Here is a 23,469-nt window from a genome sequence, read left to right as displayed (position 1 = left end):
TGACAGGGTTACCCGTGTGACCCGGATCGCAGCAGGGAGCCGACTGTGAGAGCCGCATGGCGGGTGGCGCAGGTCCGCGCCGCCGAAGAGGCCCTGATGAAGACGCTGCCGGGCGGTGCGCTCATGCAGCGTGCCGCCGCCGGCCTCGCCAGGCGCTGCGCGCAGAGCCTGCCCAGGGTGTACGGCAGCCGCGTGCTGCTCCTCGTCGGCCCCGGCAACAACGGCGGGGACGCCCTCTACGCCGGTGCCATGCTCGCCGGCCGCGGCGCGCACGTCGAGGCGCTGCTGATGGACGCCGAGCGGGTCCACCGCGGGGCGGCCGCCGCGCTGCTCGCCGCCGGCGGCAGCGTGACCAGGACCGTCCCGGCCCGCGTCGACCTGGTCGTCGACGGCATCCTCGGCATCGGGGGCCGGGGCGGACTGCGCGAGCCGGCCGCGAGCCGGGTCGCCGAGGTCTCCAGCGCGCTGCGCGGCGCCCCGGTGATCGCGGTCGATGTGCCCTCCGGCGTCGACGCCGACACCGGCGCCGTCGCCGGCATGGCCGTGCGCGCCGACGTCACCGTCACGTTCGGCGCCCTGAAGCCCGGGCTGCTCGTCGGCGCCGGCGCCGTCCACAGCGGCCTCGTCGAGCTGGTCGACATCGGCCTGGAGCCGCACCTGGACGGCGACCCCGCCTGCTACGTGCCCGACGCCGGTGACGTCGCCGCCTGGTGGCCCCGGCCCGCCGCCAACGACAACAAGTACTCCCGCGGCGTCGTCGGCGTCGCCACCGGCTCGGCGCAGTACCCGGGCGCGGCCGTGCTGTCCGTCGCCGGCGCCCTCGCGGGCCCGGCCGGGCTCGTGCGCTACGCGGGCGCCGCCGCCGACGCCGTGCGCTTCCACCACCCGCCGGTCATCGCCTCGGACCGGGTCGCCGACGCCGGCCGGGTCCAGGCCTGGACCTGCGGCAGCGGCCTGGGCACCGACGAGCGCGCGTACGCCGAGCTGCGCACCGTCCTCGGCGCGCCCGTCCCCGCCTGCCTCGACGCCGGCGCCCTGACGCTGCTGGTCGATGCCCGGATGGCCGACTGGCTGCGCGACCGGGACGCCCCGACGGTCGTCACCCCCCACGACGGGGAGTTCCAGCGGCTCGCCGGCGGCGCACCCGGCGAGGACCGAGTCGCCGCGGCCGTGCACCTCGCCGAGCGGATGGACTCGGTCGTGCTGCTCAAGGGCGACCGGACGATCATCGCCACGCCCGACGGCCGGGTCTTCGTCAACCCGACCGGCACCGCGGCCCTCGCCACCGGCGGCACCGGCGACGTCCTCGCCGGGCTGCTCGGCTCGCTGCTCGCCGCGGGCCTGCCGGCGGAGCACGCCGCGGCCGCCGCCGCGTTCGTGCACGGCCTCGCCGGCCGGATCGCCGCGGAACGCGGCCCGGTCACCGCCGCCGACGTCGCCACCCACCTCCCCGAGGCCGTCGCGACCCTGCGCCGCTGACGGCCGGTGAGGTCATGATCGCACCCGGGACCGGGCCCAGGCCCGGCCCCGGGAGCACCGCTTACCCTTAGACGCATGTGGCAGGCTCAGGTCCGGATCGACCTCGACGCGATCCGGCACAACGTGGCGACCCTGCTCGGGCTGCTGCGACCCGGGACCGCCCTGATGAGCGTCGTCAAGGCCGACGCCTACGGCCACGGCCTGCTCCCCGCCGCCACCGCCGCCGTGCGGGCCGGCGCGACCTGGCTCGGCACCGCCACCCTGGAGGAGGCGCTCGCCCTGCGCGAGCACGGCGTCACCGTCCGTATCCTGTCATGGCTGCACAGCCCCGGCCGGCCGCTGCACGACGCGGTCGCCGCCGGCATCGACCTGTCCGCAGCGTCACCGGACGCCCTCGCCGAGATCGCGCGGGCCGCCCGGCAGGCGCGGCGACCCGCGGCGGTCCACCTGAAGATCGACACCGGCATGTCCCGCAACGGCGCCACCCGCGCCGACTGGCCGGCGCTGCTCACCGCCGCCGCGAAGGCCCAGGCCGACGGCGACGTCGAGATCGCCGCCGTGTGGAGCCACTTCGCCTGCGCCGACGAGCCCGGCCACCCGTCGATCCTGCGCCAGCAGCTCGCGTTCGACGATGCCCTCGACGAGGCCGCCCGGCTCGGCGTCGAGCCGCCGCTGCGGCACCTCGCCAACTCCGCCGCCACCCTCACCCTGCCGGAGAGCCACTTCGACCTGGTGCGGGCCGGCCTGGCCACCTATGGCCTGTCGCCGATCCCGGGCGCCGCGCCCGACCTGCACCCCGCGATGAGCGTCCACGCGAAGGTCGCGCTGGTGAAGGCCGTGCAGGCCGGTGAGGGCGTCTCCTACGGGCACACGTACAAGATCCTCAAGGACACCACGCTGGCCCTGGTGCCGGTCGGGTACGCCGACGGCGTGCCCCGCTCCGCGAGCAGCCGCGGGCTGGTCGAGATCGGTGGCAAGGCCCGCCGCGTGGTCGGCCGGGTCTGCATGGACCAGATCGTCGTGGACTGCGGCGACGACGACGTGCGCCCCGGCGACGAGGCGGTGCTCTTCGGCGCCGGCACCCGCGGCGAGCCGACCGCCGACGACTGGGCGGCCGCCGCCGGCACCATCAGCTACGAGATCGTCGCGCGCATGGGCAGCAACCGCACGCCCAGGGTCTACGTGGGGGAGGACGCATGACGGGCACCGACGTGGAGGTCAAGGGCAACCGCCGGCGCACGGTTGGCATCATCGGCGCGATCCTCGGGGTCGCCGCCGCCGGTGTCGCGGCCGGCGTCGCCACCGAGCGCTACATCGTCAACCGGTCGAAGCGCGCCGACGACGTCTACGCCGAGGAGGAGTTCGGCGTCTGGGACTTCGACGAGGAGCTCACCGTCACCACCGACGACGGCATCGACCTGCACGTCGAGATCGTCAACGGCCCGGCCGGCGAGCCGGACGAGCAGCGGCCCACGCTGGTGTTCGTGCACGGGTTCTGCCTCGACATGGGCACGTTCCACTTCCAGCGCAAGGCGCTGCAGGGCAAGCACCGCATGGTCTTCTACGACCAGCCCGGCCACGGCCGCTCCGGCCGGCTGCGCAAGGGTGAGTACACCCTCGACGCGCTCGGCGCCGGCCTGCGCGCGGTGCTGCAGGCGACCGCCCCGACCGGGCCCGTCGTCCTCGTCGGCCACTCGATGGGCGGCATGACGATCATGGCGCTCGCCGAGCAGGTCCCCGAGCTGTTCGAGTCCCGCGTCCAGGCGGTCGTGTTGATCTCGACCTCGGCCGGCAAGCTCGACCAGGTCAACTTCGGCCTGCCCGAGGTCGTCGCGAAGTTCCGCCGCCCGCTGCTGCCCGTCGTCGGCATCGCCGGCCCGCTCAGCTCCGGCGTCGTCGACCGGGCCCGCCAGGCCTCCACCGACCTCGCGTGGCTGCTCACCCGGCGCTACGGCTTCGGCACCGCCCGCCCCAGCCCCGCCCTGGTCTCCTACGTCGAGAAGATGAACACCACCACCTCGACCGACGTCATCGCCCGGTACCTGCGGACCCTCTACATGCACGCCCGGCTGCTCGTCCTCGGGCCGCTGCGCCGCGTGCCGGTGCTGCTGATCTGCGGCGACCGGGACGTGCTGACACCGCTCACCCACACCCGCGAGATCGCCGCCGTACTGCCCGAGGCGGAGCTCGTCGTCATCCCCGACGGCGGCCACGTCGTCATGCTCGAGCACGCCGACGAGGTCAACGAGGCGATCGAGGCGTTCCTCAAGCGGGTCATCGCCCCGTGAGCGGTCCGGAGCGTAGCGGAGGTGATGGCGTGAGCCGCACCCTGCCGACCGCCGCCGACACGCACGCCTTCGGCCGCCGGCTCGCCACGATCCTGCGCGCCGGCGACCTCGTCCTGCTCACCGGGCCCCTCGGCGCCGGCAAGACCGCCCTCGCCCAGGGCATCGGCGCCGGCCTGCGGGTGCAGGGCGCGGTGACCTCACCGACGTTCGTAATCGCCCGCGTCCACCGGCCCGCCACCGCCGGCGGCGTCACCATGGTCCACGTCGACGCCTACCGCCTCGGCGACGTCAAGGACCCCCTCGGCGAGATCGACGCGCTCGACCTCGACGCCACCCTCGAGGAGTCGGTGACCCTCGTCGAATGGGGCGAGGGCCTCGTCGAGCGGCTCGCCGACGACCACCTCGAGCTGCGGCTGACCCGCCACGACGACGACACCCGCACCGTCACCGTCGTGCCGCACGGCGCCGGCTGGTCGCAGCGGCTACGCGGGCTGCAGGACCTCCCAGACGTCGACTGACGTGCCCTCGTCGTCGGTGCAGCGGGCCAGCAGGTGCCGGCCGTCGTGGGCGAACGCGGTGCGGATCTGCCGCGCCGGGGACAGGTCGGCGCGGAACACCTCCGACTCGGTCTCGACATCCTGGACCCGGACCGTGCCGTCCTGGACGGCGGCGCGCAACCGGCCGTCCGGCGTCGACATCTCCGTCGCGAACGCGTCCGCCCGGCTGGAGCCCGTGTAACCGGCGAACCGCCGGGTCAGGTCCTCACCGACGATCCGTTCGAGGCGGGCACCGGTCGCGAGGTCCCACACGGTCGCCACGTCCCGCCGGTACCGCCCGACGGTCGCCGCGCCCTCACCGGTGGCGACGAGCCGCCACTCGCCCTCGTTGACCAGGACCGCGTCGGGGCGGTGCGCGTCGGAGAAGCTGCTGGTCATCCGCCCTGACAGCACGTCCCACACGCAGAAGTGGCCCTCGGCGTCCCAGGTGACCAGCGACAGCTGCTGGTTCGGGCCCAGCGCGACCTGCCCGTGCTGCGGCCGGCCGGCGCCGCGGCCCGGGCGCAGCTCCGTGACGAGGGCGCCGCTGTCGACCGACCGGACCTTCACGTACTCGCCCGTGCGGGAGCACTCCACGAGCGTGCGCCGGTCCGGCATCAGCAGCCAGTCGCCGCTGACCCGCAGATGGTGGCGTTTCGCCAGCTGGAACCGCTCCACCGCCGGCGACAGCCGCACGTGCGCGGCGGCGACCCCGGACACGACCATGCCGCCCGCCGGCACCCGCTGCTCCAGCAGGATCCCGTCGGCGCGGCCCGCGGTCAGGTCGTACACCCGGTCTTCGGCGGTGCGCACCTGGGCCAGCGGCGCACCCTGCGGATACGGCTCGCCCTCCTTCACCAGCCAACGCACCAGCCGGCCGCGCCCGCCCGGCACCGTCCACGCGAGCGGCTCCACCCGCCACGGCGCCGGGTCCGCCGGCAGCGCCCGGTCCTCGCGGCCGCCGGCCAGCCGGGCCGCGCCCCGCAGCACCGCCAGCTCCGGCTCCGGCGGCCGGGTCACCAGCCGGCCCAGCCCCTGCCGCAGCGCCGGCCCGACGCTCGGCAGGTGCGCGCTGCCGCCGACCAGCAGCACCGCCGCGACGTCTGCCGGCACGATCCCGGCCCGCGCGATCACCGCCCGGCAGCTGGCCACCAGCCACCGGTTCGCCGGCTCGGTCAGCTGATCCAGCAGGTCCCGGTCGATCGTGTACGGCGGGACGCCCGGCTCGACCTGGTCCGTCGCCTCCGGCGCCTGGCTGAGCTGATGCTTGAGCCGGCGCACGATGTCCAGCGCGTGGAACCCGGCCCGCACGCTGACGTCACCACCGGCCGTGAACGCCGGCTCCACCCACTGCGACAGCCGCGCGCGCAGGTCCGCGGCGAGCACCACGTCCAGGTCGCGGCCGCTGCCGGAGCTCTCCTGGCTCACCGGCACCGGCACCCCGTGCTGCAGCTGCGTCAGCGTCGCGCTCCACGTCGCGCCCAGGTCGCACACCAGCAGGTAGGTGCCGTCTGGGACCTCCAGCGCCGCCAGGGGGTCCGCGACCGCCGCCGCCGGGTCGTGGATCAGCTCGACGTCGGGGAACCCGACGACCGCCGCCGCCGACACCAGCGTCTCGCGCCGCGGGTCGTGCGTCCGGTACGCCGCCGGCACCGTCACCACCAGCCGCCCGATCCTGCCGTGCAGCCGCCCGGCCTCCGCCACGATCGCGTCCAGCGCGGCCGCCACCAGCTCCGCACCGGTGACGAGCTGGTCACCGAGCCACACCGGCGCGTTCGCGTCGACCGCCCGGCGCACCCCGTCGACGTAATGCCTGGGACGCTCGTCACGCAGCCGCTCCGCCGCGCCGCCGACCGACAGCCGCGGACGGCCCGGCGCGGGGTCGAGGCTCGCCCCAGCGGGCCAGCGGGTTCCTCCGCTCACGGGCTCACGGACAAGATGCAGCTGATCGTGCACGAGCACGGCGGCGGACATGGCCCAGGAACCCATGTCCACGACGAGCACAGGCTCAGTCATCGGCTCTCCTGACGCGAAAATCCGCGTAGATGTCGGCCGATGCTAGGCCCGGCTCGTTGCGAATCGGTAAACTGATCGAGGTTGTGACCGCGGACGTGCGTCACACGGCGGTCGGTAGAGTTGGCGCCGTGCTGGTGATGGTGGTGGACTCCTCGACGCCCGCGGTGACGGCCGCGCTCGTCCGCGTCGGCGACGACGCGGACGAGCCGCAGGTCACCGTCGTCGCTGAGCGGGTCACCGTTGACGCCCGCGCGCACGGCGAGCTGCTCGCCCCGCAGATTCAGGCGGTCCTCGCCGACGGCGGTGCGGCCCCCGGCGACCTGGCCGCCGTCGTCGCCGGCACCGGCCCCGGCCCGTTCACCGGCCTGCGCGCCGGCATGGTCACCGCCGCCGCCCTCGGCCATGCTCTTGACATCCCCGTCTACGGGGTCTGCTCCCTCGACGGCATCGGCCACGGCCGGCCCGGGCGGCTGCTCGTCGCCACCGACGCCCGCCGCAAGGAGATCTACTGGGCGGTGTATGACGACGGCGCCCGCGTCGAAGGACCCGCCGTCGACAAGCCCGCCGACGTCGCCGCACAGGTCCACGCGGCGGCCGCGGCCGGTGACGGCGCCGACCGGTATGCCGCGGTGCTCGGCCTGCCCGTGCTGCCGCCGCTGTACCCGTCCGCGCGCGCCCTCGCCGAGCTCGCCGCCGACCGCGTGCGCGCCAAGGCCCCCGGCGAGACCCTCACCCCCCGCTACCTGCGCCGCCCCGACGCGGTCGCCCCCGGCGCGCGCAAACCGGCGCTGCCGTGACCGTCGAGCTGGCCGAGCTGCGCTGGTTTCACATCGAGGCGCTGCTGCCGATCGAGGACGAGCTGTTCGGCGAGGAGCACTGGTCCGCCGGCATGTTCTGGAACGAGCTCGCCGGCGGCCACCACTACCTCGTCGCCCTCGACGGCGGCGACGTCCTCGGCTACGCCGGGCTCGCCCTCGCCCCGCCCGACGAGGCCTGGATCCAGAACATCGGCGTGCGCAAGGACGCCCAGCGGCGCGGCATCGGCCGGCGCCTCCTGGAGGCCCTCCTCGCCGAGGCGCGGCGGCACGGCACCCGCCAGGTGCTGCTCGAGGTCGCCGTCGACAACCTGCCCGCGCAGCGGCTCTACGCCGGCTACGGCTTCGAGGGCGTCGGCGTCCGCAAGGGGTACTACCAGCCGAGCAACACGGATGCACTGGTGATGATGCGTGAAGACTGAACCCCTCGTCCTGGGCATCGAGACGTCCTGCGACGAGACCGGCGTCGGCATCGTGCGCGGGCACACCCTGCTCGCCGACGAGGTCGCCTCCAGCGTCGAGGAGCACGCCCGCTTCGGCGGCGTCGTGCCCGAGGTCGCCAGCCGCGCCCACTACGAGGCGATGGTCCCGACCGTCCAGCGGGCCCTCGACACCGCCGGGATCACCCTCGCCGACGTCGACGCGATCGCCGTCACCGCCGGCCCCGGCCTCGCCGGCGCGCTGCTGGTCGGGGTCGCCGCGGCCAAGGCGTACGCCCTCGCCGCCGGCAAACCGATCTACGGCGTCAACCATCTCGCCGCCCACGTCGCCGTCGACACCCTCGAACACGGCCCGCTGCCCGAGCCCGCGATCGCGCTGCTCGTCTCCGGCGGCCACTCCTCCCTGCTCAAGGTCGACGACCTGGCCGGCCGGGTCGAGCCGCTCGGCGCCACCATCGACGACGCCGCCGGCGAGGCGTTCGACAAGGTCGCCCGGCTGCTCGGCCTGCCGTTCCCGGGCGGGCCGCCGATCGACCGGGCCGCCCGGGACGGCCAGATCGTCATCCCGTTCCCGCGCGGGCTCACCGCCGCCCGGGACCTCGCCGAGCACCGCTTCGACTTCTCCTTCTCCGGGCTGAAGACCGCCGTGGCCCGGTGGGTCGAGGCCCGGCAGCGCGCCGGCGAGCCCGTCCCCGTCAACGACGTCGCGGCCAGCTTCCAGGAAGCGGTCTGCGACGTCCTGACGAACAAGGCCGTCGACGCGTGCCTCGACCGCGGCGTGCGGACCCTCGTCATCGGCGGCGGCGTCGCCGCCAACTCCCGCATCCGGGCCCTCGCCCAGGAGCGCTGCGACCGGCACGGCATCACGCTGCGCGTGCCGCGGCCCAAGCTGTGCACCGACAACGGCGCCATGGTCGCCGCGCTCGGCGCCCACCTCGTCGCCGCCGGCGCCGCACCCGGCCGGCTGGGCCTGCCCACCGACTCGGCCATGCCGATCACCCTCGTCACGGCGGGACAGTGATATGAGCGGGACAGTGATGGGGGCGGGACCGTCATGGGAGTAGAGTCCAGCGCCGTGATCGTGCGCATGTGGGAGGTCCGGGCCCACCCGGAGGCGTTCGACGAGCTGCTGTCCTGGGTGTGCGAGGCGATGCTGCCCAAGGTGGAGGTCCACCCGATGCACATCTCCAGCGAGGTGTTCTCCTCCACCGACCACCGTCTCGTCGTCATCGCCAAGTGGCGGGGCAGCACCCCCGAGGAGTTCGCCGACCCGCCGTCGCACCTCGTCTCCCGCCGCCCGCAGGCCTGGGACTTCACCCAGGTCGACCGGTGACCACCAGCCGGAAAATGTAAGGCGCCGATCTGGCCCGCCGGGTTACCGTCGGCGGGCCATGAAACGGTTGCCGCTGCCCGAGCCCGGTGAACCCGACAGCAGATCCGCCGCCCGCTACCTGCTGTGGATCCTGCGTAACCAGCTCCCGACGATCCTGGCCGGCATCGCGCTGGGCATCGTGTGGATGGTCAGCCAGGCCCTCGTCCCGGCCGCCGTCGGCGCCGGCGTCGACGCCCTCACCACCCACGACCGCACCGCCCTGCTCGGCGCCGGCGGCGTCCTGCTCGGCCTCGGCACCGTGACCGCCGTCAGCGGCATCATGCGGCACCGCTTCGCGGTCACCAACTTCCTCAGCGCCGGCTTCCGCACCATGCAGGTCACCGCCCGGCACGCGGCCCGCCTCGGCGCCACCCTGCCGAAGAAGGTCGCCACCGGCGAGGTCGTCAGCATCGGCACCACCGACTTCGACCACATCGCCTACGCGATGGACGTCAGCGCCCGCGCCAGCGGCGCCGTCGTCGCGATCGTCGTCGTCGCCGTCCTGCTGCTCGACGTCTCCGTGCCCCTCGGCCTCGTCGTCGTCATCGGCGTGCCGCTGCTCGTCGCCGTCGTCGGCCTGCTCCTCAAACCCCTCCACCAGCGCCGCCGCGCCCAGCGCGAGCTCGCCGGCGCCCTCACCGGCCGCGCCGCCGACATCGTCTCCGGCCTGCGGATCCTGCGCGGCGTCGGCGGCGAGGACGTCGTGTCCGCCCGGTACCGGGCCGAGTCCCAGCAGGTCCGCGCCGCGGGCGTGCGCGTCGCCAAGGTCGAGAGCCTCCTCGAAGGCGCGCAGATCCTGCTCCCCGGCCTCTTCGTCGCCCTCGTCACCTGGCTCGGCGCCCGCTTCGCCGTCGCCGGCAAGATCACCCCCGGCGAGCTCGTCGCCTTCTACGCCTACGCCGCGTTCCTCGTCGGCCCGCTGCGGACCCTCACCGAATTCGCCGAGAAGCTCACCCGCGGCCTCGTCGCCGCCGGCCGCGTCGTGACCCTCCTGCGCGTCGAGCCCGAGTTCCACGACCCCGCCGCCCCCAGCCCCGTCACCGGCGGCGACCTCGACGACCCCGGCTCCGGCTTCGTCGCCGCCGAGGGCCGCCTCACCGCCATCGCCGCCGCCCGGCCCGAGGACGCCGCCGCCATCGCCGACCGCATCGGCCTGCTCGACCCGGCGTCGCAGGCGCGGCTGCTGGGCGTACCGCTGCGGCAGCACGCGACCGAGGAGATCCGGGCGCACATCGTCGTCGCCGACAACGACGACCGCCTCTTCCGCGGGCGCCTGCAGGACGAGCTCGGCGCCCGGCCCGCCGCCGTCCTCGCCGCGCTCGACGCCGCCGCCGCACGGGACATCGTCGACGCGCTGCCCGGCGGGCTCGACACCGAGATCGCCGAACGCGGCCGCGACTTCTCCGGCGGCCAGCAGCAGCGGCTCCGCCTCGCCCGCGCCCTCGCCCTCGACCCGCCCGTCCTCGTCCTGGTCGAGCCGACCAGCGCCGTGGACACCCACACCGAGGCCCTCATCGCCCGCAACCTGCCCGCCGCGCGCGCCGGCCGTACCACCGTCGTGTGCACCACCAGCCCGCTGCTGCTCGACCGGGCCGACACCGTCGCGTTCGTCGACACCGCCGGCCGGGTCGCCGCCACCGGCACCCACCGCGAGCTGCTCGCCACCTGCCCCGCCTACGCCGCGACCGTCACCAGGGAGGAGGACGGCTGATGCTGCTGCCCATCGCCACCGGCGCCGAGGTCCGCGCCTACCTGCGCCGCGTGGTGAAGGTCCACCCGCGGATGCTCGCCCTCGTGGTGACCCTGCACGTCAGCGCCGCCGTCGCCGGCCTGGTCACCCCGCGCCTGCTGGGTGACCTCGTCGAGCAGACCTCCGCCGGCACCACCACCTGGACCGTCGACCGCATCGCCCTCACCATCACCGGGTTCGTCGTGGTCGTGTCGGTGCTGGTCCGCTACGCCCGCCTCGCCTCCGCCCGCCTCGGCGAGCAGGTCCTCGCCACGCTCCGCGAGGAGTTCGTCGACCGGGTCCTCGCCGTGCCACCGTCCATCGTGGAGCGCGCCGGCACCGGCGACCTGCTCACCCGGGCCTCCCGCGACGTCGAGGGCACCTCCGACACGGTGCGCTTCGCGCTGCCCGAGGTCGTCGTCGGCGTCCTGCAGGTGGTCCTCACCATCGGCGCCGTCGCTCTCGTCTCGCCGCTGCTGTTGCTGCCCGCCCTCGTCGCCGTGCCCGTGCTGTGGTTCAGCTCCCGCTGGTACTTCCGCCGCGCCCCGGCCGGCTACCTCGCCGCCAGTGCCGCCTTCGCCCAGCTCACCGACGGCCTCGCCGAGACCGTCGAGGGCGCCCGCACCGTTGACGTGCTGCGCCTGCGCCGGCGGCGCGTCGCGCGGACGCAGGAGCACCTGCACGGCCTGTACGGCGCCAACATGTACACGCTGAAGCTGCGCACCGTCTGGTTCCCGCTCACCGAGTTCGGCTACGTCCTGCCCGGCGCCGTCACCCTCGTCGCGGGCGGCTGGTTCGTCGCCTCCGGGTGGGCCACCGTCGGCCAGGTCACCGCCGCCGTCCTGTACTTCCTCGCCCTCATCGACCCGCTCGACCGGGTGCTGTCCTGGTTCGACCACCTGCAGGTCGGGATCGCGTCCTTCGCCCGCATCGTCGGCATCCGGTCGGTGGCCGTCCCCGCCCCCGCCGCCGCGGCGGACCCGGCCGGCGAGCGGATCGTGGCACGTGGGGTGCGGTACGCGTACGTCGGCGGCCGCGACGTCCTGCACGGCATCGACCTGGAGATCCGGCCCGGCGAACGCCTGGCGGTCGTCGGCCCTTCCGGCGCAGGCAAGTCCACCCTCGGCCGGCTGCTCGCCGGCATCCACGCCCCGGGCGCCGGCACCGTCACCGTCGGCGGCGTGCCCCTCGCCGATCTGCCGCTGTCGCAGCTGCGCCGGCACGTCGCCCTCGTCACCCAGGAGCACCACGTCTTCCTCGGCACCGTCCGCGACAACCTGGCCCTCGCCCGCCCCGACGCCGGCACCGAGGAGCTGCGCCGCGCCCTCGCCACCGTCGACGCCCTCGACTGGGTCGACGCCCTGCCCGACGGCCTGGACACCACCCTCGGCGAGCCGCCGCTGTCCCCGGCACAGGCGCAGCAGCTCGCGCTGGCCCGGCTTGTCCTGGCCGATCCGCACACCCTCGTCCTGGACGAGGCGACCTCCCTCATCGACCCGCGCGCCGCCCGCCACCTGGAGCGCTCCCTTGCCGGGGCGCTGCACGGCCGCACCGTCATCGCCATCGCCCACCGGCTCTTCTCGGCCCACGACGCCGACCGGGTCGCGGTCGTCGAGGGCGGCCGGATCACCGAGCTCGGCAGCCACGACGAGCTGGTCGCCGCCGGCGGCGCCTATGCCGCCCTGTGGCGCTCGTGGCACGGCACCGACCGCGGCCCCACCGCCGACGGCCCGCCGACCGTCGCCGCCCCCACCGCCGACGGCCCACTGAGCGTCGCCGCCCCCACCGCAGACGCCCATTGAGCTTCGCCGGCCCATCCGGCGGCGGGCGTCAGTGGAACGCGGCGTAGACCAGGCCGAGCAGGATCGCCGCGATCAGGGCGACCGCGAACACCAGCAGCACGTGCCGGTCGTTGCCCCCGGTGCCCGCGGCATCAGCGGCGGGGGAGGCGGGGGAGGCGGGCAGCTCGGGGAGGTCGTGGGTTGCGGCGCGCAGGTCGTCGAGGGTCTTCGCGGCGAGCACCGTGTCGCAGCGGTCGGCGAACTCGTCCAGGGTGAGCCGGCCGACCTGGGTGTGGTGCTGCAGCGCCTCGATGACGCGTCGGCGGTCGTCGTCGGAGGCGCGCATGGGGGTCAGCGGGCCGCGATGTCGGCGAGGACGGCGCCCGTGACCTGGACGAGGTCGTCGGGGGCGAGCTCGATCTGCAGGCCGCGCCGGCCGCCCGAGACGTACATCGTGGACAGTGCCGAGGCGGAGGCGTCGATGACGATCGGCAGGCGGGACCGCTGGCCGACCGGGGATATGCCGCCTGTCACGTAGCCGGTGGCGCGTTCGGCGGCGGCAGGCTCGGCCATCGTGGCGCGTTTGCCCCCGACGGCGGCGGCCAGGGCCTTGAGGTCCAGGGACGCGGAGACGGGCACGACACCGACCGTGAGCTGGCCGTCGATGCTGGTGACGAGGGTCTTGAACAGGCGGGAGGGGTCGACGCCGAGGGCTGCGGCGGCCGCCTCGCCGTAGGAGCCCGCCCGGGGGTCGACCTCGTAGGTGTGCGGAGTGAACGCAATCTTCTGCCGCGCCAACAGTGCGGTCGCGGGGGTGCCCTTGCTCGCCACTGGCCCACAATAGCGAGATGCAGATCGGTGCCGTCCAGATGTACCTGGGCTATGGGCACATCTTCCTGGGCGCCACCAGCGGCCGTGACATGTCCGTCTTCGACGGTGACGGGCCGGTCACCGCGACCGACCGACACGTACGGGTCGCGGCGCGCCCGCAGGTCGGGCTGGTCAGGGTGCGGCTGTGGCAGGGGGCCGGGCCGCGGGTCGGCCGGCTGGTGTTCGACGGGGTGCTGGACCTGCCCGACGCCCGGTTCTGTGTGGAGGAGGCGACGGGGCTGTCGCGGTTCGTGACGAAGGTCAGCTCGGTGGAGCCGCGGGTGCTCGTCGCCGTCGACGACCCTGGGCACGCGTCGCGGATCGACGTGGTGCTGGAGCCGGAGTTCGTGCCGCGCAGCGCGCAGGTGTGGACGTCGGGCGACCCGCCGTTCCCGAAGCTGACGGTCGCGCCGACGGCGCCGCGGCACCGGGCCGACGTGTTCGCCGACGCCCTGGCCGGCCACGACTTCCCGCGCCGGCGGCTGGCCGCGGCGCTGACGGTGATGGGGGAGGAGCGGCGGGTCCGCGGCTCGGAGCAGATCGTCGCGTTCTTCATCAACGACGTCGTGGAGTGGCTGCGCTGGCTGCACGAACGGGTGACGTGGGACATGTGCCGCGAATCGGGCCGGATGCTGGCGGATCAGCTGGGCCGCCGGCCACCGGAGGAGCTGGCCGACGACGTGCTCATCGACCTGCAGCGCCGTCTGGGCCAGCAGTTGTACTGAGGCCCGTGTCGGCAACTGTACTGAGCCCCGTGTTGGCGACCCTGTCCAGCAGCAGCACGGCGGGTGCGCCGGCGACCCGGGTCAGCGCGATCACCGCCGCCCGGGTGCCGGACAGGCGCAGCGACCTGCGCAGCTCCTCCACGTCCAGCGCCGAGCCGCGTTTCAGGATCGTGAGCGAGCCGACGTCCAGCGACCGCAGGGCGCCCCGCAACCGCTTGACCGCCACCGGCAGCTGGTCGAGCACCTCGTAGCAGCGTCCGTACGGGCTGGGCACGGCCGCCGCCGTGTGCACGTACGCGATCGTCGGGTCGGCGAGGGTGCCGTCGACCGTGGCCGCGAACTCGGCGACCAGATGCGACCGGACCACCGCCCCATCGGGGTCATAGACGAAATTTCCGACAGGTCCGACGGGGGCGGACGCCAGGCCGGTGCCCGTCAGCGAAACGACCCCGGATCCCTGGAACAGCGTCGCCCGGCGCGGCGCGGTCGCCAGCGGGCCGCACCACGCCGCCGCCTCCACCACGTCACCGTCGACCGAGACCCACTCACCCTCGGCGCCGGCCGGCAGCAGCGCGTGGTCGATCCCGGGCGCGAGTTTCAGCACCGTCATCGGTACCCGCGCCGCCAGCCCGACCACGAAGTCCCACGGCGGCGAGTAGGCGCGCGGGTCGAACACCCGCCGGCCGCCGGACGTGCGCCGCGCCGGGTCGCAGAACACGGCGTCGACCCCGTCCAGCGCGACCTCGGTCGCGTCGCGGGTCTCCACGCATACCCCAGCGGCCAGACCCAGCGCGAGCACGTTCGCCGCCGCCGCCTGCGCCGCCTCGGCCGACGCGTCGACCGCGTGCACCCGCAGGCCGGCCCGGGCGAACGCGATGGTGTCCGCGCCGATGCCGCAGCCCAGGTCGGCCACGTGGGTGGCGCCCGCGGCGGCGAGCCGGGCCGCCCGCCGGGCCGCGACCGGACCTCGGGTGGCCTGCTCCAGCCCGGCGCGGGTGAACTGCATCACGGCCGCATCGGGGCCGAACTTGGCCGCCGCCTTGCGCCGCAGCGCCACCTGCGTCAGGGCCGCCGCGGCGAGGTCCGGCGGGAAGCCGGCCGCCCGCAGCGCCGACGCGGCCGCGAGCGGATCCCCGTCGGGCAGGGCCGCCGCGGCCTGGAGCGCCTGTTCGAGCATGCGTTATGAGATCCCTAGGATGCCGTTTGCCTTGCCGAGACTTTTCTTGACCTTGAACGTATAGCTGTCGCCGGCGTTCGACGAGCCCCGCACCAGCCAGTGGTCGCCCTTGTCCTCCTTGGGCTGGCTCTCCGTCCAGTTCGGCGGCGCCTTCTTGCCGCCGTAGGAGCTCGCGATCGAGTGGCTGGAGTAGGTCGCCATGCGTTGCGTGTTGCCGTTGTACCAGGCGTTGATGAAGTTGTTCACGTAGCTGGACGGGTCCGACGGGTACTCGGTCTTCTCGATCACGACGTCGGTGACGGCCTGCGGCTTGCCCAGGTTGTGCTCGTCGAGTGTGACCTGGAGCTGGTCGCCGTGGTCGTTGCGCAGGATGCAGTCGGAGCCGTCCTTCTTCACGTACTTCCAGTTGGCGTCGGCGCCCTTCTCGATGTACTGGAAGTTGGACACCGCACCGCTCGCGGCGAGCTGCTTGATGCGGCCGGAGTCGTTCTTGGTCCAGGCGGAGACGACGGCCTGGCAGTAGCCCTTGGCGTCGCCGGGGTAGGTGGGTGCCGCGGGGCTCTTGTCCGCCGCCGGCGGCTCGGAGGTGCTGGCGGAGGGGTTGGCCGGCTGGCCGCTGCCGCCGGGGCCCTCGCCGAACGCGGCGGAGTCGGTGGGTCCGGTGCCGGCGGCGGCCCCGGGCGTGCCGCCGCCGTCCTTCTTGCCGCAGGCGGCCACGGACCCCACGGTCAGGATGGCGACGATCAACGCGCCGAACAGCCTCTTCATACCGCCGAGGGTAGATCTCGGCGAGGTGTCCGGCCGCTGTGCGTCGCCTAGCCGACGGCGGGGTGATTTCGTGGCGTGTTTGGCACTCTCCTTGACGGAGTGCTAGCCAGCGACATAACCTCCGATTAGCACTCTCGTGTCGAGGGTGCCAGCCAACCGGCTGGAGCCGGCACCCGCGACGACGGCTTCACCGGGCACTCGATAGCGTAAGAATTGATACCCCAGGAGGGTATGCCCGTGACTACCGCGACGAAGGTTGCGATCAAGCCGCTCGAGGACCGCATCCTGGTCCAGGCCAACGAGGCTGAGACGACCACCGCCTCGGGCATCGTCATCCCGGACACGGCCAAGGAGAAGCCCCAGGAGGGCACCGTCCAGGCTGTGGGCCCCGGTCGTGTCGACGACAAGGGCAACCGGGTCCCGATCGACGTCAAGGTCGGCGACACCGTCATCTACTCGAAGTACGGCGGCACCGAGGTCAAGTACGGCGGCCAGGAGTACCTCGTGCTCTCCGCCCGTGACGTCCTCGCGGTCATCGAGAAGTGACCCAGACCAAGTAGAGCAGTGGCCACCGCCCCGGACCCGTGCGCGCAGCGCTGGCAGCCGGGGCGGTGTCGCTTTGAAGGGACATCACACGCATGGCGAAGATCCTGAGCTTCTCCGACGAGGCGCGCCACCTGCTGGAGCACGGCGTCAACCACCTGGCCGACACGGTCAAGGTCACCCTCGGCCCGCGCGGCCGCAACGTCGTGCTGGACAAGAAGTTCGGTGCACCGACCATCACCAACGACGGCGTGACGATCGCGAAAGAGATCGAGCTCGCCAACCCCTATGAGAACCTCGGCGCCCAGCTGGTCAAAGAGGTCGCCACCAAGACCAACGACGTCGCCGGCGACGGCACCACCACCGCCACGGTGCTGGCCCAGGCGCTGGTCAAGGAGGGGCTGCGCAACGTGACCGCCGGCACCAACCCGGCGGGCATCAAGCGCGGCATCGACCAGGCGGCCGCGGCGGTCGTCAAGGCGCTCAAGGACAAGGCGACCCCGGTCGCCAGCCACACCGAGATCGCCCAGGTCGCCACCATCTCCGCGCAGGACGCCACCATCGGCGACCTGATCGCCTCCGCGATGGAGCGGGTCGGCCGCGACGGCGTCATCACGGTCGAGGAGGGCTCCACCCTCACGACCGAGCTCGAGGTCACCGAGGGCATGCAGTTCGACAAGGGCTACATCTCCCCGCACTTCGTCACCGACGCGGAGTCGCAGGAGGCGGTGCTCGAGGACGCCTACGTCCTGGTCACCACCCAGAAGATCGCCTCCATCGAGGAGCTGCTGCCGCTGCTGGAGCAGATCGTCAAGGACAACAAGCCGCTGCTGATCATCGCCGAGGACGTCGAGGGCCAGGCCCTGTCGACCCTGGTGGTCAACGCCATCCGCAAGACCTTCAAGGTCGTCGCGGTCAAGGCGCCCGGCTTCGGTGACCGCCGCAAGGCGATGCTCCAGGACATCTCGATCCTCACCGGCGCCGAGCTGGTCGCCCCCGAGCTCGGCTACAAGCTCGAGTCGGTCGGCACCGAGGTCCTCGGCAAAGCCCGGCGCATCGTCGTGGGCAAGGAGCTCACCACGATCGTCGACGGCGCCGGCGACCAGAGCGAGGTCACCGCGCGGGTCGAGCAGCTGCGCAAGGAGATCGAGGCCTCCGACTCCGACTGGGACAAGGAGAAGCTCAACGAGCGGGTCGCCAAGCTCGCCGGTGGGGTCGCGGTCATCAAGGCCGGCGCCGCCACCGAGGTCGAGATGAAGGAGCGCAAGCACCGCATCGAGGACGCGATCTCCGCGACCAAGGCGGCGGTCCAGGAGGGCATCGTCCCCGGCGGCGGCGCCGCCCTGGTCCAGGTGCTCCCGGTCCTCGACGGCGACCTCGGCCTGACCGGTGACGAGAAGGTCGGCGTCTCGATCGTGCGCAAGGCGCTCGTCGAGCCGCTGCGCTGGATCGCGCAGAACGCCGGCTTCGACGGCTACGTCGTGGTCGGCAAGGTCGCCGCGCTCGACTTCGGCCACGGCCTCGACGCCGCCACCGGCGACTACGTCGACCTGGTCAAGTCCGGCATCGTCGACCCGGTGAAGGTGACCCACAGCGCGGTCTCCAACGCCGCGTCGATCGCGGGTCTGCTGCTCACGACCGAGAGCCTGGTCGTGGAGAAGCCGGCCGCACCGGAGCCCGCCGCCGCCGGCGGCGGCCACGGCCACGGGCACGGCCACGGCCACTCGCACGGCCCCGGCTTCTGATCCCGGCTGCTGATCCCAGTGCGGGGCCCGGTGGACCACCGGGCCCCGCACTGTATTAGGGATTGATTACCGCCCTTGGAGGGCGTTGGTCCACGGCGCAGACTGGAGCCGTGCAGACTCCCAGGTTCGCGGCGTTCGCCGGTCTGGCCGCAGCCGCGGTGGCGCTCGGCGTCGCCGAAGTCGTCGCGATCCTCACCGGCGCGGCCACCTCCCCGCTCGTCTCCGTCGGCGGGGTCGTGATCGACGCGGTGCCGGCGTCCGTCAAGGACTTCGCCGTGGCCGTGTTCTACACCTACGACAAGCTCGCGCTGCAGGTCGGCACGCTGCTGATCCTCGCCGTGTTCGCCGCCGCCGTCGGCGTCCTCGCCACCCGCCGGATCGCGTACGGGTACGCCGGCATCGGGCTGTTCGCGCTCGTCGGCGCCGCCGCCGCGCTGACCCGCCACGACGCGCCCTGGTACGCGTTCGTGCCCACCCTCGCCGGTGCCGCCGCCGGCGCCGGGGTGCTGCGGTGGCTGCTGGTCCGGCCGCCGGTGCAGACCCTCGACGAGCGCCGCTTCTTCCTGCGGGCCGCAGGCGGGACCCTCGCCGCCGCGTTCGTCGCCGGTCTCACCGCCCGCTGGTGGGCGACCCGCCGCGGCGTGCAGGCCGACCGGGCCGCCGTGCAGATCCCCACCGTGCCGGACACGGCCGCGCCGCTGCCGCCGCAGGCCGACGCGGGCCTGCCCGACCTGGCCCCGTTCGTGACGCCGAACAAGGACTTCTACCTGATCGACACGACCCTCGTCGTGCCGCAGGTGTCACCCGACGACTGGACCCTGCGCATCCACGGCCGGGTCGAGAAGCCGCTCACCCTCACCTTCAAGGAGCTGCTCGCGCGGCCCATGATCGAGCGGTACGTGACGCTCGCCTGCGTCTCCAACGACGTCGGCGGCGGGCTGGTCGGCAACGCGAAGTGGCAGGGCGTGCGGATCGCCGACCTGCTCGACGAGGTCCGCCCGAAGGCCGGCGCCGACCAGGTGGTCAGCAGGTCCGTCGACGGGTTCACCGCCGGCACCCCGACCGCGCTGCTGCGCGACGGCCGCGACGCGATGCTCGCCATCGCGATGAACGGCGAGCCGCTGCCGATCGAGCACGGATTTCCGGTCCGCATGGTGGTGCCGGGCCTGTACGGATATGTGTCGGCCACGAAATGGCTCGCCGAGCTGGAACTGACGTCGTTCGCCGATTTCGACGCGTACTGGATCAAACGCGGATGGGCGCGGAAGGGGCCGATCAAGACGCAGTCGCGGATCGACACCCCCCGCGACGGCAGCAACCCCGCCGCCGGGCCGGTCACGATCGCCGGGGTCGCGTGGGCGCAGCACCGCGGGATCTCCAAGGTCGAGGTCCGCGTCGACGACGGGCCCTGGCAGGAGGCGACGCTCGGCGCGGTGCCGTCGATCGACACGTGGCGGCAGTGGACGCTGCGGTGGACGGCGACCTCCGGCAAGCACCGGCTCACCGTGCGCGCCACCGACAACGGCGGTGACACGCAGACAGAAGCGGTGGCGCCGCCGGATCCCGACGGCGCCACCGGGTGGCATTCGGTGCAGGTGGACGTGCGCTGACCGGCCCGTGGGGGCCGGTCCGGCGCGACCCGCTACCTGGCTGCTGGGCGGGCGCGGTCCGTGCCGGCGCGGCGGCGCTGGGCCGGCACGTTGGGCGCGGGGTGGGTGCGCACCGTGCGCAGGGGCACCAGCGGCGGCGTCGGGCGCAGCCCCAGCTTCGCCTCCAGGCGTGACACGTCGACGGTGGTGCGGCCGCGGTCGGCGCAGTCCTCCCAGCCGACGGCCAGCAGCCGCAGGCGCTCGCTCTCGCTGAAGCCGCCCCACACGCCGTAGGGCTCGCGGGTCGCCAGGGCCTGCGCGGCGCACTGCGCCCGGACCGGGCACGCGCGGCAAACGTTCTTCGCCGCGGCCTCCCGTCGGCCGCGTGACGCGCCGCGCTCGCCGTCCGGGTGGAAGAACTGCGCGCTGTCCCTGCCACGGCACAGACCCAGGCGCTGCCAGTCCCACACGTCCGCGATCGGGCCGGGCAGTCGAGTCACATTCGTCATTCGCCCCTCCTTCCTAGCTTGCGGGCTGGAATTCGCGGGTCGCACAAGCTTTGTACAACGCGCGAGACCGCCGCAGGTAACGGGATGTCGCCGGTCAATTTCTCGTAGGCCAATCGCGGCGAAACCACGTCTAGATCTCGCCATTTCGTGTTTCTCTCTTTGAGAGAGAGGAGCACGACGGTGCGTACGATTTTGGTGTGTGTGCGAACACAGGTCGCGGCACAGACGGTCGCCGCAGCCGCGGCCAGGCTCGGGGTGGCACACGCGGTGCGGACCGCCGTCACGATGGTCGAGGCCCTGGCCCGGCTCAGTGAGCAGCCCGCCGACCTGGTGCTGGCCGACCCGACCCTCGCCCGGCCCGACAGTGCGGAGTTCTCCCGCCGGGTCCTGGCGGTGTCGCCGGCCTCGACGGTGGTGTTCTTCGGCACCGAGGAGCCGCGCGCGGCTGCCGCCGCGATCGCCGCCGGCGCCAGGGCGGTCATCCGGGTCGACACGGCGGACCCGGTGACCACGCTCGCGAAGGCGGTGCTGCTGGTGCTGAGCCAGGTCGGCCGCAGCAACGGCGAGCCCGTGCTGCCCGCGCGGGTCGGCACGCAGGCCCAGCCCGCCGGCGGTGTCATCCCGGCCGGCCGGGGGCTGTCCGCCGCGGCGCGGACCGCCGTGGGGATGCCCAACGCGCGCGTCGCGGGCGCGGGCGTGCCGCAGCAGCGCGGCGACGTGCCCGGCGAGCCGCCGCGGCGCCGCGTCGAGCTGACCGAGCGCGAGCTGCAGGTGCTGCGTGGCATGGCCGACGGCAAGAGCAACGCCGAGATCGGTCGGGAGTTGTTCGTCTCCGAGGACACGGTCAAGACACACGCTCGCCGGCTGTTCCGGAAACTGGGAGCACGCGACCGGGCACACGCCGTCGCGGCGGCCTTCCGTGCCGGGCTGGTGAGCTAGCGTCGCATGCCATGCCGCGTCGGTACCCCGCGCGCGGCAAACCTAAACGAGGGCGGCCGGCGGCTCAGCCGTCGTTGTCGTCCGTCGCACTCGCGAGTGCGTCATGGACCCCGTCAGCGTAACCCCGCGCGTACTCCCACGTGACGTAATGGTCCGGATCGGGATCGAACGCCGGCTCGTGCACCCGCGGCCGGCCCGACGTGAGCAGGTGCTTCAGGTTGCCCCGCAGCAGGTCCCAGTCGAAATAGTGTGGCTCGTGGCAGTCCTCACACTCGATGACGAGCCCACGGACGCCGATCGCCGTGAGCAGCGCCTGGTAGATCTCGAGGTCGGCAAGGTCCTCGAGAACATCCTGGCGCTCGGCGGCGGTCAACGGGTCGTCGGCGCCGCTGTCGTCGAGCTCGGCCGAAGGATCGGCCGGGTCACCGGCGAACGGGTCGATGGGCTCTTCGTGCACGCCTCAACGGTAGCCCCAATACCCGCGCGTGTGGGGCTCGGCGTGCAGAGCGCTGCCCGGTGCCACCCCCGGCGCAGGCCGGGGCGAGTAACCCAGGGCACGTCCGGCTATGGCGGAGGGGTGCGCCGCCGGGGCGGAAGTACGATGAGACGCACCCGCCGGACGACCGAGAGCTGGGATGCGCTTCATGGATTTCTCGCCGCGACCTGACGTTCTGCCGTTGGGCCTGACCTTCGACGACGTGCTGCTGCTGCCGGGTGAGTCCGACGTCGTGCCCAGCGCCGTCGACACCTCCAGCCGCGTCACCCGCAACATCACCCTGCGGATCCCGTTGGTCTCCAGCGCGATGGACACGGTGACCGAGGCGCGGATGGCGATCGCGATGGCCCGGCAGGGCGGCATCGGCACGTTGCACCGCAACCTGTCGATCGAGGACCAGGCACAGCAGGTCGACCTGGTGAAGCGGTCCGAGGCCGGGATGGTCACCAACCCGGTGACGTGCTCACCCGACGACACCCTCGGCGAGGTCGACAGGCTCTGCGGGCGGTATCGCATCTCCGGCGTCCCGGTCGTCGACGACGCCGGCCAGCTCGTCGGCATCGTCACCAACCGCGACATGCGGTTCGTCTCCGACCCGTCCACGCCCGTCCGCGAGATCATGACCGTCGCGCCGCTCTACACCGCGCTCGTCGGGGTCAGCAAGGACGAGGCCCGCGCGCTGCTGCGCAAGCACAAGGTCGAGAAGCTGCCGATCGTCGACAACTCCGGCAAGCTGCGCGGCCTGATCACCGTCAAGGACTTCTCCAAGAGCGAGAAGTTCCCGCACGCCACGAAGGACGAAGCCGGCCGGCTGCGGGTGGCCGCCGCCGTCGGGGTCGGCGAGGATGCCTACAAGCGCGCCCGCACCCTCATCGACGCCGGCCTCGACATCGTCATGGTCGACACCGCGCACGGGCACAACCGGCAGGTCGTCGAGATGGTCAGCCGGCTCAAGAAGGAGACCTCCGTCGACGTGGTCGGCGGCAACGTGGCCACCTACGCCGGCGCCAAGGCCCTCGCCGAGGCGGGCGCCGACGCGGTCAAGGTCGGCGTCGGGCCCGGCTCGATCTGCACCACCCGCGTCGTCGCCGGCGTCGGCGTGCCGCAGATCACCGCGATCATGGAGGCGTCCCGTGCCTGCACGCCGCTGGGTGTGCCGGTCATCGGCGACGGCGGCATGCAGTATTCCGGCGACATCGCGAAGGCGATCGTGGCCGGCGCCAGCACCGTGATGCTCGGCAGCCTCCTCGCCGGCTGCGAGGAGAGCCCCGGCGACCTGATCTTCATCAACGGCAAGCAGTTCAAGTCCTACCGGGGGATGGGCTCGCTCGGCGCGATGCAGTCCCGCGGGCAGGCCAGGTCGTACTCGAAGGACCGCTACTTCCAGGACGACGTGCTGTCCGACGACAAGCTGGTGCCCGAGGGCATCGAGGGTCAGGTCCCCTACCGCGGCCCCCTCGCCGCGGTGGCCCACCAGCTCGTCGGCGGTCTGCGCTCCGGCATGGGCTTCGTCGGCGCCGCCACCGTGGCCGACATGCACGAGCGGGGCCAGCTCATCCGGATCACCGCGGCCGGGCTCAAGGAGAGCCACCCGCACGACATCCAGATGACCGTCGAGGCACCCAACTACCACTCGCGGTAGCACACTCCCA

Annotated in this window: 22 protein-coding genes and 1 pseudogene; 16 read left to right on the top strand and 7 right to left on the bottom strand. The window is 73.6% G+C overall.

Going from position 1 to position 23,469, the window contains the following annotated elements; all coding sequences use genetic code 11:
- Positions 1–45: 45 nt before the first annotated feature.
- The 4 genes from AB0H83_RS03340 to tsaE all read left to right on the top strand — a co-directional run bounded on the left by AB0H83_RS03340 (position 46) and on the right by tsaE (position 4,285).
- On the top strand, positions 46–1,479 hold the full coding sequence (locus AB0H83_RS03340; RefSeq protein ID WP_360086068.1) for an NAD(P)H-hydrate dehydratase: 1,434 nt from the start codon (positions 46–48) through the stop codon (positions 1,477–1,479).
- Between the two features lie 75 nt (positions 1,480–1,554).
- A complete protein-coding gene (gene alr / locus AB0H83_RS03335; protein ID WP_360086065.1) occupies positions 1,555–2,679 on the top strand; it encodes an alanine racemase in 1,125 nt (374 codons plus the stop codon).
- On the top strand, positions 2,676–3,767 hold the full coding sequence (locus AB0H83_RS03330; RefSeq protein WP_360086062.1) for an alpha/beta hydrolase: 1,092 nt from the start codon (positions 2,676–2,678) through the stop codon (positions 3,765–3,767). The genes alr and AB0H83_RS03330 overlap by 4 nt, the downstream gene beginning before the upstream one ends.
- A 29-nt stretch (positions 3,768–3,796) precedes the next feature.
- The gene (gene tsaE / locus AB0H83_RS03325; protein WP_360086059.1) at positions 3,797–4,285 is read left to right on the top strand and encodes a tRNA (adenosine(37)-N6)-threonylcarbamoyltransferase complex ATPase subunit type 1 TsaE; all 489 of its coding nucleotides are present in this window, start codon (positions 3,797–3,799) and stop codon (positions 4,283–4,285) included.
- Here the strand turns inward: tsaE and AB0H83_RS03320 are convergent.
- Positions 4,250–6,319, bottom strand: a complete 2,070-nt coding sequence (locus AB0H83_RS03320) for an Hsp70 family protein (RefSeq protein ID WP_360086056.1) — start codon at positions 6,317–6,319, stop codon at positions 4,250–4,252. The genes tsaE and AB0H83_RS03320 overlap by 36 nt on opposite strands.
- A 128-nt stretch (positions 6,320–6,447) precedes the next feature.
- On the opposite strand from AB0H83_RS03320, the gene tsaB reads away from it, so the two are divergent.
- From tsaB to AB0H83_RS03290, 6 genes are read left to right on the top strand one after another with little or no spacing between them, the layout of a single operon-like run.
- Positions 6,448–7,116, top strand: coding sequence for a tRNA (adenosine(37)-N6)-threonylcarbamoyltransferase complex dimerization subunit type 1 TsaB (tsaB, locus tag AB0H83_RS03315; RefSeq protein WP_360086053.1), 669 nt, complete (start codon positions 6,448–6,450; stop codon positions 7,114–7,116).
- Positions 7,113–7,556, top strand: coding sequence for a ribosomal protein S18-alanine N-acetyltransferase (gene rimI / locus AB0H83_RS03310; RefSeq protein ID WP_360086050.1), 444 nt, complete (start codon positions 7,113–7,115; stop codon positions 7,554–7,556). Before tsaB ends, rimI begins: the two co-directional genes overlap by 4 nt.
- Positions 7,546–8,595 carry a tRNA (adenosine(37)-N6)-threonylcarbamoyltransferase complex transferase subunit TsaD gene (gene tsaD / locus AB0H83_RS03305; RefSeq protein WP_360086047.1) on the top strand — a complete coding sequence of 350 codons (1,050 nt, stop codon included), beginning with the start codon at positions 7,546–7,548 and terminating at the stop codon, positions 8,593–8,595. Before rimI ends, tsaD begins: the two co-directional genes overlap by 11 nt.
- A 54-nt stretch (positions 8,596–8,649) precedes the next feature.
- Positions 8,650–8,907 carry a hypothetical protein gene (locus AB0H83_RS03300; RefSeq protein ID WP_033357626.1) on the top strand — a complete coding sequence of 86 codons (258 nt, stop codon included), beginning with the start codon at positions 8,650–8,652 and terminating at the stop codon, positions 8,905–8,907.
- A 58-nt stretch (positions 8,908–8,965) separates the two neighbouring features.
- Positions 8,966–10,657, top strand: coding sequence for an ABC transporter ATP-binding protein (locus tag AB0H83_RS03295; protein WP_360086044.1), 1,692 nt, complete (start codon positions 8,966–8,968; stop codon positions 10,655–10,657).
- Positions 10,657–12,477 carry an ABC transporter ATP-binding protein gene (locus AB0H83_RS03290; protein ID WP_360086041.1) on the top strand — a complete coding sequence of 607 codons (1,821 nt, stop codon included), beginning with the start codon at positions 10,657–10,659 and terminating at the stop codon, positions 12,475–12,477. The genes AB0H83_RS03295 and AB0H83_RS03290 overlap by 1 nt, the downstream gene beginning before the upstream one ends.
- Before the next feature lie 28 nt (positions 12,478–12,505).
- Here the strand turns inward: AB0H83_RS03290 and AB0H83_RS03285 are convergent, their stop codons facing one another.
- Positions 12,506–12,802 carry a DUF1707 domain-containing protein gene (locus tag AB0H83_RS03285; RefSeq protein ID WP_360086038.1) on the bottom strand — a complete coding sequence of 99 codons (297 nt, stop codon included), beginning with the start codon at positions 12,800–12,802 and terminating at the stop codon, positions 12,506–12,508.
- Between the two features lie 5 nt (positions 12,803–12,807).
- Positions 12,808–13,287 carry a Cys-tRNA(Pro) deacylase gene (gene ybaK / locus AB0H83_RS03280; protein ID WP_360086035.1) on the bottom strand — a complete coding sequence of 160 codons (480 nt, stop codon included), beginning with the start codon at positions 13,285–13,287 and terminating at the stop codon, positions 12,808–12,810.
- A 17-nt stretch (positions 13,288–13,304) separates the two neighbouring features.
- Between ybaK and AB0H83_RS03275 the strand changes: the two genes are divergently transcribed.
- Positions 13,305–14,051: a hypothetical protein gene (locus AB0H83_RS03275; protein WP_033357622.1), complete on the top strand. Its 747-nt coding sequence runs from the start codon at positions 13,305–13,307 to the stop codon at positions 14,049–14,051.
- Here the strand turns inward: AB0H83_RS03275 and AB0H83_RS03270 are convergent.
- Positions 14,011–15,228 carry a methyltransferase domain-containing protein gene (locus AB0H83_RS03270; RefSeq protein WP_360086030.1) on the bottom strand — a complete coding sequence of 406 codons (1,218 nt, stop codon included), beginning with the start codon at positions 15,226–15,228 and terminating at the stop codon, positions 14,011–14,013. The two genes, AB0H83_RS03275 and AB0H83_RS03270, sit on opposite strands and share 41 nt — an antisense overlap.
- A 3-nt stretch (positions 15,229–15,231) precedes the next feature.
- Complete coding sequence (locus AB0H83_RS03265) at positions 15,232–15,996, bottom strand: hypothetical protein (protein ID WP_360086027.1); 765 nt, start codon at positions 15,994–15,996, stop codon at positions 15,232–15,234.
- A gap of 231 nt (positions 15,997–16,227) precedes the next feature.
- On the opposite strand from AB0H83_RS03265, the gene groES reads away from it, so the two are divergent.
- The 3 genes from groES (at position 16,228) to AB0H83_RS03250 (ending at position 19,894) form a co-directional block, all read left to right on the top strand.
- Positions 16,228–16,542 (top strand): co-chaperone GroES, encoded by a 315-nt coding sequence (gene groES, locus AB0H83_RS03260; RefSeq protein WP_063745435.1) that lies wholly within the window; start codon positions 16,228–16,230, stop codon positions 16,540–16,542.
- Positions 16,543–16,634: 92 nt separating this feature from the next.
- The gene (groL, locus tag AB0H83_RS03255; protein WP_360086024.1) at positions 16,635–18,284 is read left to right on the top strand and encodes a chaperonin GroEL; all 1,650 of its coding nucleotides are present in this window, start codon (positions 16,635–16,637) and stop codon (positions 18,282–18,284) included.
- Positions 18,285–18,394: 110 nt separating this feature from the next.
- A complete protein-coding gene (locus tag AB0H83_RS03250; RefSeq protein ID WP_360086021.1) occupies positions 18,395–19,894 on the top strand; it encodes a molybdopterin-dependent oxidoreductase in 1,500 nt (499 codons plus the stop codon).
- A 140-nt stretch (positions 19,895–20,034) separates the two neighbouring features.
- Here the strand turns inward: AB0H83_RS03250 and AB0H83_RS03245 are convergent.
- A pseudogene (locus AB0H83_RS03245) lies at positions 20,035–20,382 on the bottom strand (WhiB family transcriptional regulator); the annotation flags it as partial.
- A gap of 180 nt (positions 20,383–20,562) precedes the next feature.
- On the opposite strand from AB0H83_RS03245, the gene AB0H83_RS03240 reads away from it, so the two are divergent.
- Positions 20,563–21,321 (top strand): LuxR C-terminal-related transcriptional regulator, encoded by a 759-nt coding sequence (locus AB0H83_RS03240; protein ID WP_360086018.1) that lies wholly within the window; start codon positions 20,563–20,565, stop codon positions 21,319–21,321.
- Positions 21,322–21,385: 64 nt separating this feature from the next.
- Here AB0H83_RS03240 and AB0H83_RS03235 read toward each other — a convergent pair whose 3' ends face one another.
- Positions 21,386–21,778: a DUF5319 domain-containing protein gene (locus AB0H83_RS03235; RefSeq protein WP_033357617.1), complete on the bottom strand. Its 393-nt coding sequence runs from the start codon at positions 21,776–21,778 to the stop codon at positions 21,386–21,388.
- Between the two features lie 178 nt (positions 21,779–21,956).
- On the opposite strand from AB0H83_RS03235, the gene guaB reads away from it, so the two are divergent.
- Positions 21,957–23,459, top strand: a complete 1,503-nt coding sequence (guaB, locus tag AB0H83_RS03230; protein ID WP_360086013.1) for an IMP dehydrogenase — start codon at positions 21,957–21,959, stop codon at positions 23,457–23,459.
- Positions 23,460–23,469: the final 10 nt, after the last annotated feature.

The sequence above is a fragment of the Dactylosporangium sp. NPDC050688 genome, assembly GCF_040654515.1.
Taxonomy (GTDB): Bacteria; Actinomycetota; Actinomycetes; order Mycobacteriales; family Micromonosporaceae; genus Dactylosporangium.
The sequence above is the reverse complement of the archived record's forward strand: the minus strand, read 5'-3'. Positions and strand labels throughout refer to the sequence as shown.